This is a genomic window from Micromonospora sp. AB353 (genome assembly GCF_049538395.1).
Taxonomy (GTDB): Bacteria; Actinomycetota; Actinomycetes; order Mycobacteriales; family Micromonosporaceae; genus Micromonospora; species Micromonospora aurantiaca.
Genome location: NZ_JBMVFV010000052.1, coordinates 23559 through 41734, shown reverse-complemented (window position 1 = coordinate 41734; position 18176 = coordinate 23559). Strand labels below are relative to the sequence as shown.

General features: G+C 74.6%; 14 protein-coding genes. 13 read left to right on the top strand and 1 reads right to left on the bottom strand.

Translation table 11 applies throughout. From position 1 onward, the window contains the following. The first annotated feature begins 34 nt into the window (after positions 1–34). The 10 genes from ACPCK6_RS20390 to ACPCK6_RS20345 all read left to right on the top strand — a co-directional run bounded on the left by ACPCK6_RS20390 (position 35) and on the right by ACPCK6_RS20345 (position 14314). Positions 35–919, top strand: coding sequence for an NAD kinase (locus ACPCK6_RS20390; RefSeq protein WP_013285580.1), 885 nt, complete (start codon positions 35–37; stop codon positions 917–919). Between the two features lie 575 nt (positions 920–1494). Then, a complete protein-coding gene (gene recN, locus ACPCK6_RS20385; protein WP_318333531.1) occupies positions 1495–3252 on the top strand; it encodes a DNA repair protein RecN in 1758 nt (585 codons plus the stop codon). 118 nt (positions 3253–3370) lie between these two features. Then, complete coding sequence (gene steA, locus ACPCK6_RS20380) at positions 3371–4549, top strand: putative cytokinetic ring protein SteA (RefSeq protein ID WP_396884322.1); 1179 nt, start codon at positions 3371–3373, stop codon at positions 4547–4549. 27 nt (positions 4550–4576) lie between these two features. Beyond that, positions 4577–5518, top strand: a complete 942-nt coding sequence (locus tag ACPCK6_RS20375) for a copper transporter (RefSeq protein WP_396884323.1) — start codon at positions 4577–4579, stop codon at positions 5516–5518. A 60-nt stretch (positions 5519–5578) separates the two neighbouring features. After that, positions 5579–6442, top strand: a complete 864-nt coding sequence (locus ACPCK6_RS20370) for a hypothetical protein (RefSeq protein ID WP_396884325.1) — start codon at positions 5579–5581, stop codon at positions 6440–6442. Position 6443: 1 nt separating this feature from the next. Then, the gene (murJ, locus tag ACPCK6_RS20365) at positions 6444–8141 is read left to right on the top strand and encodes a murein biosynthesis integral membrane protein MurJ (RefSeq protein WP_423481908.1); all 1698 of its coding nucleotides are present in this window, start codon (positions 6444–6446) and stop codon (positions 8139–8141) included. Continuing rightward, positions 8138–9271: a glycosyltransferase family 4 protein gene (locus tag ACPCK6_RS20360; RefSeq protein WP_396884327.1), complete on the top strand. Its 1134-nt coding sequence runs from the start codon at positions 8138–8140 to the stop codon at positions 9269–9271. Before murJ ends, ACPCK6_RS20360 begins: the two co-directional genes overlap by 4 nt. Beyond that, complete coding sequence (locus tag ACPCK6_RS20355) at positions 9271–11673, top strand: hypothetical protein (protein ID WP_423481907.1); 2403 nt, start codon at positions 9271–9273, stop codon at positions 11671–11673. Before ACPCK6_RS20360 ends, ACPCK6_RS20355 begins: the two co-directional genes overlap by 1 nt. Positions 11674–11943: 270 nt before the next feature. Then, on the top strand, positions 11944–13674 hold the full coding sequence (gene pyrG / locus ACPCK6_RS20350; protein ID WP_396884329.1) for a CTP synthase: 1731 nt from the start codon (positions 11944–11946) through the stop codon (positions 13672–13674). A 34-nt stretch (positions 13675–13708) separates the two neighbouring features. Beyond that, a complete protein-coding gene (locus tag ACPCK6_RS20345) occupies positions 13709–14314 on the top strand; it encodes an NUDIX domain-containing protein (RefSeq protein ID WP_396884330.1) in 606 nt (201 codons plus the stop codon). Positions 14315–14381: 67 nt separating this feature from the next. On the opposite strand, the gene ACPCK6_RS20340 is transcribed toward ACPCK6_RS20345, so the two are convergent. Further along, complete coding sequence (locus ACPCK6_RS20340) at positions 14382–14696, bottom strand: TM2 domain-containing protein (protein WP_396884342.1); 315 nt, start codon at positions 14694–14696, stop codon at positions 14382–14384. A gap of 225 nt (positions 14697–14921) precedes the next feature. Between ACPCK6_RS20340 and ald the strand changes: the two genes are divergently transcribed. The 3 genes from ald to ACPCK6_RS20325 all read left to right on the top strand — a co-directional run bounded on the left by ald (position 14922) and on the right by ACPCK6_RS20325 (position 18138). Beyond that, positions 14922–16037, top strand: a complete 1116-nt coding sequence (gene ald, locus ACPCK6_RS20335; RefSeq protein ID WP_013285593.1) for an alanine dehydrogenase — start codon at positions 14922–14924, stop codon at positions 16035–16037. Between the two features lie 11 nt (positions 16038–16048). After that, entirely contained in the window at positions 16049–17020 is a 972-nt protein-coding gene (locus ACPCK6_RS20330; protein WP_396884331.1) for a site-specific tyrosine recombinase XerD, read from the top strand. 194 nt (positions 17021–17214) lie between these two features. Next, positions 17215–18138: a ParA family protein gene (locus tag ACPCK6_RS20325; protein ID WP_013285595.1), complete on the top strand. Its 924-nt coding sequence runs from the start codon at positions 17215–17217 to the stop codon at positions 18136–18138. Positions 18139–18176: the final 38 nt, after the last annotated feature.

Here is an 18176-nt window from a genome sequence, read left to right as displayed (position 1 = left end):
CCGCGACGGCGGCCACGACCGAGGAGGTGTCCGGGTGAGCCGTACCGCGCTGCTGGTCACGCACACCGGCCGTCGACGCAGCACCGAGCACGCCCGGGCGGTGGCCGCCGACCTGATCGCCGCCGGGTTCGAGGTGCGGGTGGTGGCCGAGGAGGCCGACGACCTGGACCTGCCGGGCGTGGTGCCGGTGACCGGCCCGGAGGCCGCCGAGGGCGCCGAGATCGTGTTCGCGCTCGGCGGGGACGGCACGTTCCTGCGCGCCGCCGAGCTGGCCCGCCCGGCCAAGGTGCCGCTGCTCGGCATCAACCTGGGCAAGGTCGGCTTCCTCGCCGAGGCGGAGATCGACGACCTGGACACCGCCGTGCGTGACGTGGTCGACCGCAACTACACGGTGGACGAACGGCTCACCCTCGACGTCACCGCCGAGTTCGAGGGCGGCCCGACCATCGAGTCGTGGGCGCTCAACGAGATCAGCGTGGAGAAGGGCGAACGCGCCCAGATGCTGGAGCTGCTCGTCGACGTGGACGGCCGGCCGCTGTCCCGGTACGGCTGCGACGGCGTGATCTGCGCGACCCCGACGGGCTCGACGGCGTACGCCTTCTCCGGCGGCGGGCCGGTGGTCTGGCCCGAGGTGGAGGCGCTGCTGCTGGTGCCGATCAGCGCGCACGCGTTGTTCAGCCGCCCGCTGGTGACCGCGCCGACGTCGACGTTCGTCATCACCGTCGACCCGTTCACCACGCTGGCCGTGCTGTGCTGCGACGGGCGGCGCGTCTACGACCTGCCGCCCGGTGCCCGGGTGACGGTGCGCCGGGGCACGCTGCCGGTGCGCATCGTGCGGCTGCGGGCCCGACCGTTCACCGACCGGCTGGTGGCCAAGTTCGACCTTCCCGTCCAGGGCTGGCGGGGCAACCGTCGCTGACCAGCGGCTCAGCGGAAATCTCCGTTCGGCCCACCGGTCCCGGCCCCCGCGCGCGTTACGGTGGGCGTACGGGCCGCGAAGAGGTGAGTCCGGGCGCGGCGGTGAGGCCCGCCGCTTCCCGGATGCGGCCCGGCGTCGCGGGGCTCGGCCAGGGGGTGGTCGGGGCCGCGACGGTCGGGACGCCGGAGCGTCGTAGCCGGCCGCGGCGGGCGGACCGGCACGCCGTGTCCGGTCGGGTGTCGACCCCGGCCGGGCCGACAGGTCGCAGGGCCGCCGCCGGAGGAAGCGGCGGCACGCGAGCTGGGCGACACGGTCTCCGGCGTCCCGGCCTCCACTCCGTCGTGCGCGTGTCCACCTGGCTACGCGGTCCTGGGGCCGTCCCGCCCCGACCCCCGGTCGGATCCAGCCGGCCCGGGCGGCCCGGAACGCCAGCCCGGGCCGGGTGTCCACATCGGCGGAGGTCATCAAGTCGGCCGGCCGCCACTGCACGGCACGCCGGGCTGACCTGTACGGGTGCCCGCGGCTCGCCCTGCCGGCTGGTCAACTGTCACACGGCGGGGCTACTGTCGGGTGCTGTGCTGGAAGAGCTGCGCATCACCGGACTGGGCGTCATCGAGGACACCACGCTGCCGCTGGCCGCGGGGATGAACGTCATCACCGGCGAGACCGGCGCCGGCAAGACCATGGTGGTGACCGGCCTCGGCCTGCTCTTCGGCGGCCGTGCCGACGCCGGCCGGGTGCGCGCCCAGCCGGGCCGTGCGGCGGTGGAGGGCCGGCTTCGCCTGAGCGGACGGGTGGCCGAGGCGGTGCACGCCCGCATCCTCGACGCCGGTGGCGAGCCCGACGAGGACGGCTCGCTGCTGCTCAGCCGCACCGTGACCATCGAGGGCCGCTCCCGGGCCCACCTGGGCGGGCGCGCCATGCCGGTGTCCACGCTCGGCGAGGTCGGCGAGCAGGTGCTCGCCGTGCACGGCCAGTCCGACCAGCTCCGGTTGCTGCGCCCGGCCGAGCAGCGCGCCTCACTCGACCGGTTCGCCGGGGCCGAGCACGAGAAGCTGCTCGACGCGCTGCGCGAGACGTACGCCCGGTGGCGCACCGTCGTCGACGACCTGGCCGACCGGCGGCGCAACGCCCGCGAGCGCAACCAGGAGGCCGACCTGCTGCGCCTGGGCCTGGACGAGATCACCCGGGTCGACCCGCAGCCGGGGGAGGACGACGAGCTGAAGGCCGAGGCGCAGCGGCTGGAACACGCCGAGGGGCTGCGTACCGCCGCGCAGGTGGCGCAGCAGTGCGTGGCCGGCGGCGTCGAGGCGACCGACGAGACGCCGGACGCGACGGTGCTGCTCGGCACCGCGCGGCGCACGCTGGAGGCGCAGGCCGGCACCGACCCGGCGCTGGGTGAGCTGGCGGCCCGGCTGGAGGAGGCGGCCACGCTCGTCACCGACGTGGCCGCGGAGCTGTCGGCCTACCTGGCCGCGCTGGACGCCGACCCGGCCCGCCTGCAGACCGTGTACGAGCGGCGGGCCGCGCTGCGCGCGCTCACCCGCAAGTACGCCGACGACGTCGACGGCGTGGTGGCGTGGGCCGAACGGGCTCGCACGCGGCTGTCCGATCTGGACACCTCCGACGAGCTGCTGGACGAGCTGGACCGCGAGGCGACCCGGCTCGCCGGTGAGGTGGCCGACCTGGCCGGCCGGGTGTCGGCGTCCCGGCGGGAGGCGGCGGTGCGCTTCGCCGAGGAGGTCACTGTCGAGCTGGCCGGGCTGGCGATGCCGCACGCCCGGATCGAGGTGGCGGTGCTGCCGCGCCCGGCGGGCCGGTCCGAGCCGAGCCTGCCGGTCAACGGCGTCGAGACCGGCGTCGGCGCGGACGGCGCCGACGAGGTGGAGCTGCGGCTGCTGGCGCACCCGGGCGCGCCGGCGCTGCCGTTGCAGAAGGGCGCGTCCGGCGGTGAGCTGTCCCGGGTGATGCTCGCCATCGAGGTGGTCTTCGCCGGTTCCGGTGGCCCGCCCACGCTGGTGTTCGACGAGGTCGACGCCGGTGTCGGCGGTCAGGCCGCGGTGGAGATAGGCCGCCGGCTGGCCCGGCTGGCCCGTAGCCACCAGGTGCTCGTGGTCACGCACCTGCCGCAGGTCGCCGCGTTCGCCGACCGGCACCTGGTGGTGGCCAAGGACACCGGGGGAGCGGTCACCACGAGCGGGGTGCGCGTGGTGGAGGACACCGAGCGCGCCCGGGAACTGGCCCGGATGCTGGCCGGTTTGCCGGACTCGGATCTGGGTATCGCCCATGCCGAGGAGCTCCTGGCCGTGGCGGCCAAGGAAAGGCGTCCGTGATGCCCCGATTGTGAGCGCAAGCACACCGGCGCGGGTTCCGGTGTGCTTCCCTGGGTAGGCGGCCCTGCTCAGGCATGTCGCGACAGCAAAACCTGCCTCACATGCCAGGATGGTCACGATGCGTCTACCCACACTGCGCCGGAGCCGGAACCCGGAGCCGGGCTCCATCGTCGGCACCGCGCGCCTCGACCGGCGGACGAAACGGCTGGTCGGGCGGCTGCGACCCGGCGACATCGCGGTCATCGACCACGTCGACCTGGACCGGGTGGCGGCCGACTCGCTCGTCGCGGTGGGTGTGGCGGCGGTACTGAACGCCAAGCCGTCGGTGTCCGGCCGCTATCCCAACCTCGGCCCGGAGGTCCTGATCTCGGCCGGCATCCCGCTGCTGGACGACCTCGGCGAGAGCGTCTTCGAGCAGGTCCGCGAGGGCGACCGGGTCCGCATCGAGGGCAACACCGTCTTCGTCGGCGACGAGCCGGTCGCGCACGGCTCGCTGCAGGACGCCGAAAGCGTGGCCAAGTCGATGGCCGACGCCCGGGAGGGCCTGTCGGTGCAGTTGGAGGCGTTCGCCGCCAACACGATGGACTACCTGCGCCAGGAACGCGACCTGCTGCTCGACGGCGTCGGCGTGCCGGAGATCCAGACCCGGATCCAGGGCCGGCACTGCCTGATCGTGGTCCGCGGCTACGACTACAAGGCCGACCTGGACGTGCTGCGCCCGTACATCCGGGAGTTCAAGCCGGTGCTGATCGGCGTGGACGGCGGCGCCGACGCGCTGGTCGAGGCGGGCTACACGCCGGACATGATCATCGGGGACATGGACTCGGTCACCGACGACGTGCTGCGCTGCGGCGCCGAGGTGATCGTGCACGCCTACCCGGACGGGCGGGCACCGGGTCTGGCCCGGGTCAACGGGCTCGGCGTACCGGCGATCACCTTCCCGGCGGCGGCCACCAGCGAGGACCTGGCCATGCTGCTGGCCGACGAGAAGGGTGCCTCGCTGCTGGTGGCGGTCGGCACGCACGCCACCCTGGTGGAGTTCCTCGACAAGGGGCGCGGCGGCATGGCGTCGACGTTCCTGACCCGGCTGAAGGTCGGCGGCAAGCTGGTCGACGCCAAGGGCGTCAGCCGGCTCTACCGGCAGAGCATCTCCGGGTCGTCGCTGCTGCTGCTGGTCCTGTCGGCGGTGGCCGCGATGGCCTCCGCGGTGGCGGTCTCCACCGTCGGGAAGGCGTACCTGGGCGTGGTCTCCGAATGGTGGGACAATTTCGTGTTCCAGCTCGGCCAGCTCTTCTAGCTCCCCGACGATCAAGAGGCTGCAAGCGTGATCAACTTTCGCTACCACGTGGTGTCCCTGACCGCGGTGTTCCTGGCACTGGCGATCGGCCTGGTGGTCGGCACAGCCGCCCTCAACGGGCCGGTCGCCGACTCGCTCCGGGAGAACGTCAACGGCCTGCGCAAGGACAACTCGCTGATGCGCCAGTCGGTCAACAGCATGCAGAAGCAGCTGGAGACCGAGGAGGACTTCGCCGCCGAGATGGCCCAGCTCGTGCTGCCCGGCAAGCTGACCGGCCGCCGCGTGCTGGTGCTCACCCTGCCCAGCGGCCGCGACCAGGCCGAGGGCGTGGTGAAGATGCTCCAGACCGCCGGCGCCGACGTCACCGGCCGCATCGACGTGCAGGACAAGTTCGTCAACCCGGACAGCAACAACAACTTGCTGGAACTGGCGGTCACCGCGGCCCGGCCGAACAGCGCCCCCACCGGCAACCTGCCCGGCAACGGCCACGGCGTGGAGACCTCCAGCGCGCTGCTGGCAAACGTGCTGGTCGACCGCCCGGCCGGGAGCCCGCCGGTCAGCGAGGCCGACCGGCGCGCCGTGCTGGAGCAGTACGCCACCGCCGGCTACCTCACCCCGGCGGACAAGATCTCCACCGCCGCCGAGGCGGTGGTGATGGTCACCGGCCAGCCGTACGTGGACAAGGACTCGGCGAAGAAGGACGAGTCGGTGGTGAAGATCGCCGAGCAGTTCGACCGGGCCGGCGCGCTGGTGGTCGCCGGGATGGGCTCGACCGGCGGCAACCTCGTCTCCGTGGTGCGCGGCGACCCGGTGCTGTCGCAGACGATCTCCACCGTCGACAACGCCAACACCGTGCAGGGCCAGCTGGGCACCAGCCTCGCCCTGGCACAGCAGCTCACCGAGAAGAAGACCGGCCAGTACGGCGTGGGCGACAACGCCACCTCCCGGGTGCCTACACTGCCCCGGTGACCGCTGCGGGCCGCCCGGTCCGTGCCGCGTCGCGTTCGAAGTCCGGATCGAGGAGGTCCCGTGAGACTGGGTCGGCTGCTCGCCGTGGGCGCGGGCGCGCTGGCCGCCCGCTACGTGCTGCGTCAGACGCGCACGTCGCCCGGCGGCCCGGCGCTGGAGCGCACCAACTACCGGGGCCGCACCGTGACCCTGGCCGCCGGTCCGGCCCTGGCCGTCGGCGCGGCCACCGGAGCCGCGCTCGGCGCCGGTAGCGCCCCGGCCGGCGCCGCCGCACTCGTCGCCGGGCTCGGCGCGGGCGCTGTCGGCCTCTACGACGACGTGGTCGGCGCGCGCCCCGAGCAGAAGGCCGCCAAGGGGTTCGCCGGGCATCTCGCCGCGCTGCGCGAGGGTCAGGTCACCGCCGGGATGGTCAAGGTCGCCGGGGTGGGCGTGGCCGGGCTGGGCGCCGCCGCGCTGCTCGCCGCCGACCGGCGGGTCGCCGCGCATCCGCGCCGCCGGCGGGCCGGGGCGTTCGGCCGCGGGCTCGACGTGCTGCTCGGCGCCGGCGTGGTGGCCGGCACCGCCAACCTGGTCAACCTGCTCGACCTGCGGCCCGGCCGGGCGCTGAAGTCCGGCATGCTGCTCGGCGCGCCGCTGACCGCCGGCCCGTACGGCGGGCTCGCGGCGGGCGCTGTCGGCGCCTCGGCCGCGCTGGTCGGCGACGACCTCGGCGAGCGCGTGATGGTGGGCGACAGCGGCGCCAACGCGCTCGGCGCGCTGCTCGGGGTGAGCCTGGCCGCGCGTACCGGGCCGCTGGGCCGGGCCGGCGTGCTGGCCGTGCTCGCCGCGCTCACCGCCGCCAGCGAGAAGGTCAGCTTCACCCAGGTCATCGCGTCCACGCCGGGGCTGCGGCACCTCGACGAGCTGGGCCGGCTCCCGGACTGACGTGACGAAACCGGCTCCTCTCGCCGCCGCCGGCCGGGTCGCCGGGGCGGCCGCCCTCATCGCCGTCCTCACCGTCCTCAGCCGGCTCGCCGGCTTCGGCCGCACCGCCGTGTTCACCTGGATGCTGGGCCCCACCGACCTCGGCGGCGCCTACCTGGTGGCGAACTACGTCCCGAACTTCATCTTCGAGATCGTCGCCGGTGGGGCGCTCGCCAGTCTCGTCGTACCGCTGCTCGCAGGCGCCGTCGAGGCGGGTGACCGGCGCGCGGTGGCCGCCACCACCGGCGCGCTGCTGACCTGGACGCTCAGCCTGCTGGTCCCGCTGGCGGTGCTGCTGGCGGTGTTCGCCGACCCGCTGCCCGGCCTGATCGGAAACGGTCTCAGCGAGGCGCAGCAGGCCTCCGGGGCGCGGATGCTGCGGGTCTTCGCACCGCAGTTGCCGCTGTACGGCGTGGGCATCGTGCTGACCGGCGTGCTCCAGGCGCACCGCCGCTTCGCCTGGCCGGTGATCGCGCCGCTGCTGTCCAGCGTCACGGTCATCGCCGTCTACCTCGGGTTCACCGCCGCCGAGGGGCGGCAGGCCACGATCGGGGAGGCCGGACGCGGCGGCGAGCTGCTGCTGTCCGCCGGCACCACGCTCGGCGTGGTGATGCTCTCGCTGTCGCTGCTGATCCCGGTGCGCCGGCTACGGCTGCGGATCCGGCCCGGCTACCGGTTCCCGGCCGACGCCCGCGCCCGGGTCGGCGGTCTGGCGCTCGCCGGTGTGGTCACCGTGACCGCCCAGCAGATCGCCCTGGTGGTCGCGCTCAACCAGGTCACCTACGGCCGCACCGGCGACGTCGTCGTCTACAACCTCGCCCAGACCGTCTACTTCCTGCCCTGGGCGGTGCTGGCGGTTCCGCTGGCGGTGGCCGCGTACCCGACGCTCGTCGCGGCCCGGGCCACCGGCGACGAGCGCGCCTACCGGGAGACCCTGGCCCCGGCGGTACGCGGCGTCGTGCTGCTCAGCCTCCTCGGCGCCGCCGCGCTCGTCGGCACCGCGATCCCGGTCGGGCACTTCTTCTTCGCCGACCCGCTCGATGCGCGTACCGCGGCGGTCGGGATCGCCGGGTTCGCGCCCGGTCTGGTCGGCTACGGCCTGTTCGCGGTCCTCACCCGTGCGCTGTACGCCCGCGGCGAGACCCGCGCGGCCACCGTCGCCACCGCGCTCGGCTGGCTCAGCGTGCCCGCGCTCGCCGTGGTGTCCGCCCAGGTGGCGCCGCTGGCCGACCGGGTGCTCGCGGTGACGCTGGCGACGTCGGCCGGCATGCTGCTGCTCGGCGCGCTGCTGATCGCCGCGGTCCGGCGGGCCGCAGGCGGCGAGGCGCTGGCCGGGATCGGCCGGGCCGGCACCGCCGGACTGCTCGCCGCCGTGGTCGCCGGCGCCGGCGGGGCGGCCGTCGCGGCGGGACTCGCCGGGCTCGGTGACGGCACCCCGACGACACCGTGGGCCCTCGCGCAGGGCATGCTGTCCGGGGTCGTGGTCGGTGTCCTGTTCCTCGCCGTCGCCTGGCTGACCGACGCCCGCGACCTGCGGCCGCTGCTCGCGACCGTGACCCGCCGGCTGCGCCGGCGACGCCCGGCCGGTGGGGACGACGGCCCGCCGGCGCAGCAGCACCCCGGCGAGCGGGGTGACGGAAGGGAGACCGTTTCCTCATGACGGACGCCTCGCCGGCACCGCGCTGGCCCGGGTCGGTGGCCCTGGTGCTCGCCTCCAGCACCGGCGGGGTCGGGCAGCACGTGCGCTCGATCAGCCGAGGGCTCACCGAGGCCGGCGCGTCCGTGCTGGTCTGCGGCCCGGCCGCCACCGAGGAACAGTTCGGCTTCACCGGCGCCGGGGCCCGGTTCACGCCGGTGGAGATCCCGGCCAGCCCCACGCCGGGTGACGCGCGCGCGGTCACCGCGCTGCGCCGGGCGCTCGCCGGCACACCTGTCGACGTGGTGCACGCGCACGGGCTGCGCGCCGGCCTGGTCGCCGCGCTCGCCCGTCCCGCCGCGCCACTGGTGGTCACCTGGCACAACGCGGTCCTCGCCGGTGGCCTGCGCGGTGCGGTGTCCCGGCTGGTCGAGCGGGTCGTGGCCCGGTCCGTGCGGGTCGCCCTGGGCGCCTCCGCCGACCTGGTCGACCGTGCCGCCGCGCTCGGTGCCGCCGACGCCCGCCTGGCCCCGGTCGCCGCGCCGGCGCTGCCCGCGCCGCGCCGCCGCCGCACCGCGGTACGCGCCGAGTTCGGCGTCGCCGCCGACCGCCCGCTGATCCTGTCGGTGGGCCGGCTGCACCCGCAGAAGCGGTACGACGTGCTGATCGACGCCGCCGCCCGCTGGCGGACCCGTACCCCCGCCCCGCTCGTGGTGATCGCGGGCAGCGGTCCGGCGTACCTGCCGCTGGCCGCCCGGATCTCGGCCGCCCGCGCGCCGGTGACGCTGCTCGGGCACCGCACCGACGTGGCGGACCTGCTGGGCGCCGCCGACCTGGCGGTGGTGACGAGCGACTGGGAGGCCCGTCAGTTGTTCGCGCAGGAGGCGCTGCGGGCCGGCGTACCGCTCGTCGCGACCGCCGTCGGCGGTCTGCCGGACCTGGTCGGCGACGCGGCAGTGCTGGTGCCGCCGGGCGACGTGGACGCCGTCGACGCGGCGGTGCGCGACCTGCTCGACGACCCCGCCCGCCGGGCCGACCTGGGCCGGCGCGCCCTGGCCCGGGCCGCGACCTGGCCCACCGAGGCGGACACCGTGGCCGCGCTCGCCGGCCTCTACGCCGAGCTGGCCCCGCAGCTCTCCACCGGGAACCGCTGATGCTGCGCAGACTGACCCCGGTGCTGCTGACCCTCGTCGTGGTGGTGCTGGGTATCACCGCGCTGTCCGCCCGCCCGGAGGACGGCGCGACCCGGCCGAACGCCGACTACGTGGTGCTCGTCGGCGCGGCGGGCCTGCGGTGGGACGACGTCGACCCGGAGAACACGCCGACGCTGTGGCGGATGGCCGAGCAGGGCGCGATCGGGTCGCTCTCGGTCCGCTCCGCGCACCGTCCCACCTGCCCGGTCGACGGCTGGCTCACGCTCGGCGCGGGGAACTTCGCCGCCTGGCCGGGCACCCGCCCGAGCGGCGGCTGCCCGGCCACCGCCGTCACCGTCGAACGGCCCGACGGCATCGGCGCGAACCTGCCCGACCAGGCCAGCGCGGTCGTGCACAACCAGGAGCAGCTCTCCTGGGGCGCCACGCCCGGCGCGCTGGCCGAGTCGGTGCGCTGCTCGGTGGCGGTCGGGCCGGGTGCCGCGGTGGCCGCCGCCCGCCCGTTCGGCCGGGTCGACAGGTACGCGCCCACGCTCCCCGAGGACCCGGCCGAACTGCTCGGCTCCTGCGTGCTGAGCATCGTCGACGTCGGCACCGTCGACGACGAGGATCCGGCCGTACGGGCCGCGCAGGCGCGGCAGGCCGACGCCCGGCTGGCCCGGGTGCTCGCCGCCCGGCCGCCGCGCTCGCTGGTGCTGGTCGCCGGCGTGTCCGACACCGACTCCCCGGCGCGGCTGCACGTCGCTGTCGCCGACGGCCCCGGCTGGGAGGGCGGCTGGCTGACCTCGCCCAGCACCGCCCGGTCCGGCTACCTGCAACTGATCGACCTGGCCCCGACAGTGCTCGCCGTGCTCGACAAGCCGATGCCGGAACGGGTGTTCCTCGGCCGCCCCGCGGTGACTGTCGACGACCGGCCGGACGACCTGCGGGCCGCGATCGAGGCGCCGGCCGACGCGGACCGGGAGGCCGCCGCCCAGCGCCGCGTCGCCGGCTGGTTCTTCACGCTGCTCGCCGCCGCCCAGCTCGCCCTCGCGGTGGCGGTGCTGCCGCTGCTGCGCCGCGCCCGCCGGCTCGCCGGCCCGCACGGACCGGAACCGGTGTCCCCGCGCATCGTCGCGGTGGTGGAGCTGATGCTGATCGCCGCCGCGCTCGCCGTGCCCGCGGCGCTGCTCGCCGACGCCGTGCCCTGGTGGCGCGGCGACCACGCCGGCCTCTGGTACGCCTCGGTGACCGCGCTGCTCATCGTCGGCGGCACCGCCGCGGTCCGGTTCACTCCCGGGCACGAGCGCACCCTCGGCCCGCTCGGGGCGGTGGCCGGGCTGGCCACGCTCGTCGTCGGCGTGGACGTGCTCACCGGCTCCCGGTTGCAGCTCAACGGCGTGGTCGGCTACTCGGCGCTGGAGGGCGGCCGGTACGCCGGGCTCGGCACCGTCGGGCTGGGCGTGTTCATCGCCGGGGCGCTGCTGTGCGGCGGCTGGCTCGCCCAGCGGTTCCGCAAGGGCTGGCGGCCGATCGTGATGGTGACTGTCGGCGGGCTCGCAGTGGTGATAGTGGGCAGCCCGTACCTGGGCGCCGACTCGATCGGCGCGATCGCGCTCACCGCCGGCGTCAGCGTCGCGGCCGCGATCTGCAGCGGCGGCTGGCTCACCGTGAGCCGGCTGGCCTGGGCCACCATGGCCGCGCTGGCGGTCACCGTCGGCTTCGCCCTGGTCGACCTGGGCCGTCCGGCGGACGAGCGGGGCAGCCTGGGCCGGTTCCTGGCCGCTGTGGGCGACGGCACCGGTGGGCTCACCGTGCACCGGTCCAGCAGCTCCAACATCCAGACGCTGGTGAACAGCCCGCTCACCGTGCTGGCCCTGGCCGGTGCGGCGCTGGTCTGGCTCGCGCTGCTCCAGCCGTGGGGCGGGCTGATGCGGCTGTTCGGCATCTACCCGGCGATCCGGGCGGCGATGGCCGGTACCGGCGTGGCCGTCGGGCTGGGCGGCCTCCTCGGCGGGTCGGCGCTGGACGTGGCCGGCGCGGCGGCGGCTCTCGTGGTGCCCATGGCGGCCCTGGCGGCGCTGCGGGTACTCGACCACTCCACCGACCGTACGGTGCCCGACAGCGGCCGTCCCGGCGGCGAGACGGGCGCGGTCCCACCGGGCGGCCCGGACAGCTCCTCCCGGGGCGGCGCGGCCGGCGACGGTGCGGGTGGTGGTCGGCCGGCTGCCGACGGCCCGGCCGGTGACGGCGCGGCCGCTGACGGTGCCGGCGACCCGGGGGAGGCCGGGGAGCCGGTCGGGCCGGACGGGCAGGACTCCGCAGGCACGGAGGCGCCGGACCGGCCGCGCCCCGCCGGCACGGCCCGCGGGGCGCTGGTGCCCGCGCAGCCGACCCCGGCGACCTCGGAGATCCCCGCCGGCTGACCCGGGCCGCCCGCGCGGCCCGCCAGGTCTGCCGCCCGCCGGTTCGGGGAGCTGGCGGGGTCGAGGCCCGGTGGAAGGCACCACATCGGCGAGGTGGTGTCGATCAAGGGCCGGATCCGGGCCGGATCCGGCCTCACGTGCGCCGACAGCGGGTGCGACGCCGGCTCACGGTCCGGATGGTGTTACCGTGGAATCCCGTGGATCGCGTGATCACTCTGCTGATCGGCACGGCGGTTCGCACGACCGCTACGGACGACACGGGAGCAGGCCTTGGCCCCTACAGCACGGACGACCAGGCACATTTTCGTCACCGGGGGCGTCGCCTCCTCGCTGGGTAAGGGCCTCACCGCCTCCAGCCTCGGGAGTCTGCTGACCGCGCGCGGACTGCGCGTGGTGATGCAGAAGCTCGACCCGTACCTGAACGTCGACCCCGGGACGATGAACCCGTTCCAGCACGGCGAGGTCTTCGTCACCGAGGACGGCGCCGAGACCGACCTCGACGTCGGGCACTACGAGCGGTTCCTCGACCGGGACCTCTCCGGCAAGGCGAACGTCACCACCGGCCAGATCTACTCGGCGGTGATCGCCAAGGAGCGGCGCGGGGAATACCTCGGCGACACGGTGCAGGTCATCCCGCACATCACCAACGAGATCAAGGCCCGCATCCGCGGCATGGCCGACCCGGACGCCGACGGCCAGGTGCCCGACGTGGTGATCACCGAGGTCGGCGGCACGGTCGGCGACATCGAGTCGCTGCCGTTCCTGGAGTCGATCCGGCAGATCCGCCACGACCTGGGCCGGGACAACTGCTTCTACCTGCACGTGTCGCTGGTGCCGTACCTGGCGCCGTCGGGCGAGCTGAAGACCAAACCGACCCAGCACTCGGTGGCGCAGCTGCGCAGCATCGGTATCCAGCCCGACGCGCTGGTGCTGCGCTGCGACCGGGAGATCCCGGAGAAGGTCAAGGAGAAGCTGTCGCTGTACTGCGACGTCGACCGGGAGGCGGTCACCGCCGCGCCGGACGCGCCGAGCATCTACGACATCCCCAAGGTGCTGCACCGCGAGGGCCTCGACGCGTACGTGGTGCGCCGGCTCGGCCTGTCGTTCCGCGACGTGGACTGGACCCGCTGGGACGACCTGCTGGAGCGGGTGCACCAGCCCCGGCACACGATCACCGTCGCGCTGGTCGGCAAGTACGTCGACCTGCCCGACGCGTACCTGTCGGTCAGCGAGGCGATCCGGGCGGCCGGGTTCGGCCACCGCGCCCGGGTGCAGCTCAAGTGGGTGCCCAGCGACGACTGCGTGACAGCGGCGGGCGCCGCCGCCGCGCTGTCCGGCGTCGACGGCATCGTGATCCCCGGCGGCTTCGGCGTCCGCGGCATCGAGGGCAAGGTCGGCACCGCCCGGTACGCGCGGGAGAACGGCATCCCGCTGCTGGGCCTCTGCCTCGGCCTGCAGTGCATGACCATCGAGGTGGCCCGGCACCTGGCCAACCTCGACGGGGCGAACTCCCTGGAGTTCGACGAGGAGGCCGTGCACCCGGTCATCGCCACCATGGCCGACCAGGAGGACATCGTCGCCGGGCGGGGCGACCTGGGCGGCACCATGCGGCTCGGGGCGTACCCGGCGAAGCTGGCCGAGGGCTCGATCGTCGCCGAGGCGTACGGCAGCACCGAGGTCAGCGAGCGGCACCGGCACCGGTACGAGGTGAACAACGCCTACCGCGACCAGCTCACCAAGGCCGGCCTGACCATCTCCGGCACGTCGCCGGACGGGCGGCTGGTCGAGTTCGTCGAGCTGGACCGCAACCTGCACCCCTTCTTCGTGGCCACCCAGGCGCACCCGGAGCTCAAGAGCCGCCCCACCCGGCCGCATCCGCTGTTCGCCGCGTTCGTCGGCGCCGCCGTGGCGTACTCGCAGGCCGACCAGCTGCCGGTGGACCTGGACGGCGCGGCGAAGAAGGCCGGCCGCGGCGGTGGCGCGAAGGCCTCGGCCAAGTGAGCGGCCGGTCCGCGCGAACGCGCGGGGTGGCGGCGTGAGCGGCGTCGAGCACCGGTACGAGGTGACCGGCCGCCGCCAGATCTGGTCCGGCCGGATCTTCTCCGTGGTCAGTGACGACGTCACCATGCCCGGTGGCGGCAGCGCGACCCGTGACTACGTGCGGCACGTCGGTGCGGTAGCCGTGGTGGCGCTCGACGACGCCGGTCAGGTGGTGCTGATCCGCCAGTACCGGCACCCGGTCGGGCGGCACCTGTGGGAGCTGCCCGCCGGGCTGATGGACGTCGGCGGTGAGGACCTGGCCGCCGCCGCGCTGCGGGAGTTGGCCGAGGAGGCGGACCTGACCGCCGGGCGCGTCGACGTCCTCGTCGACCTGCACAGCTCGCCCGGGTTCACCGACGAGGTGGTGCGGGTCTTCCTGGCCCGCGACCTCGCCGACGTGCCGGCGGAGCAGCGGCACGACCGGCTCGACGAGGAGGCCGACCTCCAGGTGGTCCGCGTGGACCTGGACGAGGCGGTGCGGATGGTGCTGGCCGGGGAGATCACCAACGCGTCCTGCGTGGCCGGTCTGCTCGCCGCCGCCCGCGCCCGGGACACCGGCTTCACCGAGCTGCGCCGCCCGGAGGCGCCGCTGCCGCGCTGATCCGGCACGGACGACGAAGGGGCCGCGCGGTGCGTCGCACCGCGCGGCCCCTTCCGTGTGCCTGCGCTCAGTCGCGCAGCGGCCGGCCCTGCCCGTCGACGCCACCGTTGACCAGGATCAGGATGCCGTCGATGGTGCCCCAGAGCGCGCCGAAGCCGCAGGTCACGACGCTCACCACGAGCTGGAGGACGCCGGTCTTGGTGTCGCCCATGTAGAACCGCCCGGCGCCGAAGAAGCCGAGCAGGATGCCGAGGATGCCCGCGACGACCTTGCTCTTGTCCGAGACGCCCTGCGGGTACTGCTGATAAGGAGTGGTCATGAGCGGACACAATAGTGATCGGTTCACGTCTTGTCGGTCTCGCGGCTCAGCCGATGGGAAGATGTCATCGAACTTTGTCCTGTCGGCGGATGGCGTCTCCACCGGGCAGTCCGAGGCATGCCTGACACACCGTCAGGACCAGCGGGCACCGGATGTCACAGTGTCGCCGTCCGTGGGCTTCCCACGGGCCTAGACTGCCGCCGGCGGGACAGGAGGACCGCGCCGGCAACGGAGCCGGCGCGGCCGCGCAGTCGGGGGTGAGTCGCCCCGGAGGAAGGTGTCTGCATCGTGAAGGTCGGAATCCCCCGCGAGGTCAAGAACCACGAGTACCGGGTGGCGATCACGCCCGCCGGCGTCAACGAGTTCACCCGCCACGGCCACGAGGTCTTCGTGGAGGCAGGCGCCGGAGTCGGCTCCAGCATCACCGACGACGAGTTCGCCGCCGCCGGCGCGAAGATCCTGGCCACCGCCGACGAGGTGTGGGACACCGCCGATCTGGTGCTCAAGGTCAAGGAGCCGATCGCCGAGGAGTACCACCGGATGCGCGAGGGACAGGTGCTCTTCACCTACCTGCACCTGGCCGCGTCCCGCGAGTGCACCGACGCGCTGGTCGACCGGAAGGTCACCGGCATCGCGTACGAGACGGTCGAGCTGCCCGACCGCTCGCTGCCGCTGCTGGCCCCGATGTCCGAGGTGGCCGGCCGCCTCGCCCCGCAGGTGGGCGCCTTCTACATGATGCGTACCGGCGGCGGGCGGGGCGTGCTGCCCGGCGGCGTCTCCGGCGTGTACGCGGCAAAGACCGTGGTCATCGGCGCGGGCGTGTCCGGCCTCAACGCCGCCGCCATCGCGCTGGGCCTGCAGTCCGAGGTGCTGCTGCTGGACAAGAACGTGGCGCGGCTGCGCCAGGCCGACGCCATCTACCGGGGCCACCTGCAGACCGTCGCCTCCAACGCGTACGAGATCGAGCGGGCCGTGCTCGACGCGGACCTGGTCATCGGCGCGGTGCTGGTGCCCGGCGCGAAGGCCCCGAAGCTCATCTCCAACGAGCTGGTCTCCCGGATGAAGCCGGGCAGTGTGCTCGTCGACATCGCCATCGACCAGGGTGGCTGCTTCGAGGACTCGCGCCCGACCACGCACGCCGACCCGGTCTACAAGGTCCACGACTCGATCTTCTACTGCGTGGCGAACATGCCGGGCGCGGTGCCGAACACCAGCACCTACGCGCTGACGAACGTCACCCTGCCGTACGCCCTCGAACTGGCGAACCAGGGCTGGCAGCAGGCGCTGCGCAACGACCCGGCGCTGGCTCTGGGCCTGAACACCCACGCCGGCAAGGTCGTCTACGGCCCGGTCGCCGAGGCACACGGCATGGACGTGCTGCCGCTGGACGAGGTGCTGAGCTGACCGACGCCGCCGTGCGCGCGGCCGGCGCGGAACCCGCGCCGGCCCTGCGCCGTGCGGTCCGGACCTACCTGGACCACCTCACCGTCGAACGCGGGCTGTCCGCGAACACGCTCGCCTCGTACCGCCGGGACCTGGACCGCTACCTCGCCACACTTGCGGCAGCCGGGGTGCACGACCTGGCCGCCGCCGGGCCCGCGCAGGTCGAGGCCCACCTGGTCCGGCTGCGTGCCGGCGACGACGACCACCCGCCGCTCGCCGTCTCCTCCGCCGCCCGCGCGGCCAGCGCGGTCCGCGGCCTGCACCGCTTCGCGCTGCGCGAGGGACTCGCCGGCGCCGACCCCAGCCGCGACGTCCGCCCGCCCGCGCCGCCGCGCCGGCTGCCCCGCGCGCTCCCCGTCGACGCGGTCCTGCGGCTGCTGGAGGCCGCCGACACACCCGGCGCCACCGGCGACGCCGCCGCCCGCGCGCTGCGCGACCGGGCGCTGCTGGAATTCCTGTACGGCACCGGCGCGCGCATCTCCGAGGCGGTCGGCGCCGCTGTCGACGACCTCGACCTGGACGCCGGCGCCGTGCTGCTGCGCGGCAAGGGCGGCCGGACCCGCCTGGTCCCGGTCGGCGGGTACGCGGCCGACGCGCTGCGCGCCTGGCTGGTCCGGGGCCGACCGGCGCTGCTCGCCGCCGGGCGCGGCACCCACGCGGTGTTCGTCAACGCGCGCGGCGGCCCGCTCACCCGGCAGGGCGCCTGGGCGGTGCTGCGTACCGCCGCCGCCCGTGCCGGCCTGCCGGTCGACGGTCCCGACGCGGTCTCGCCGCACACGCTGCGCCACTCGTACGCCACCCACCTGCTCGACGGCGGCGCGGACGTACGCGTGGTGCAGGAACTCCTCGGTCACGCGTCGGTGACCACCACCCAGGTCTACACGCTGGTGACTGTGGAGCGGCTGCGCGAGGTGTACGCGACAGCGCATCCGCGCGCCCGCTGAGCGCCGACGTGGCGAGCCCCGGCTGACGGGCGGCCGACACGCCGACCCGCTACCGAACGCGCTGCTGGCCGGTGGCGTACAGTCGGCATCGGCGCGGGCCTCCAGGTGCGACGGACCGGGGGTGCGCAGCGGCGCCGCGAGGGACGTCGGACGGCTCCGACGCCGGGTGGTCGTCGGGAGGGGGCAACGAGGACATGGCAGGAAACGGTGACCGTGCCGAGACCTGGACGTCGGAGCTCCGTGAGCAGCAGGCGACGCTCGGTGCCGATCTCGGCCCCGCCGACCCGGCCGCGTACACCATGCGCAAGCCGATCCCCGAACCCATGCCGACCGACCGGCACGGCCCGGCGCGGATCATCGCGATGGCCAACCAGAAGGGTGGCGTCGGCAAGACCACGACGACCATCAACCTGGGCGCGGCCCTGGCCGAGTACGGCCGCAAGGTGCTGCTCGTCGACTTCGACCCGCAGGGCGCCCTCTCCGTCGGGCTGGGCGTCAACCCGCACAACCTGGACCTGTCGGTCTACAACCTGCTGATGCAGGACGACGTCACCGCCGAGGACGTCCTCATCAAGACCGACGTGGCCGGCCTGCACCTGCTGCCCGCGAACATCGACCTCTCCGCCGCCGAGATCCAGCTCGTCAACGAGGTCGCCCGCGAGATGGCCCTGGCGCGGGTGCTGCGGACCATCCGCAAGGAGTACGACTTCATCCTGATCGACTGCCAGCCCTCGTTGGGCCTGCTGGCGATCAACGCGCTCACCGTCGCGCACGGCGTGCTCATCCCGCTGGAGTGCGAGTTCTTCAGCCTGCGCGGTGTCGCGCTGCTGCTGGACACCATCGACAAGGTGCGCGAGCGGCTCAACTTCGACCTGGAACTCGAAGGCATCCTCGCCACCATGTACGACAGCCGCACCACCCACTGCCGCCAGGTGCTCCAGCGGGTGGTCGAGGCGTTCGGCGACAAGGTCTACCAGACCGTCATCACCAAGACGGTGAAGTTCCCCGAGTCCACGGTGGCCGGTGCCCCGATCACCACCCTCGACCCGGCCTCCTCCGGCGCGCGCAACTACCGGCAGCTCGCCCGGGAGGTCATCGCCGCCCAGGCGGACCGGTAGGGCGCACGCCGGCCGCCCGCCGCGTCGTCTACGGTTTC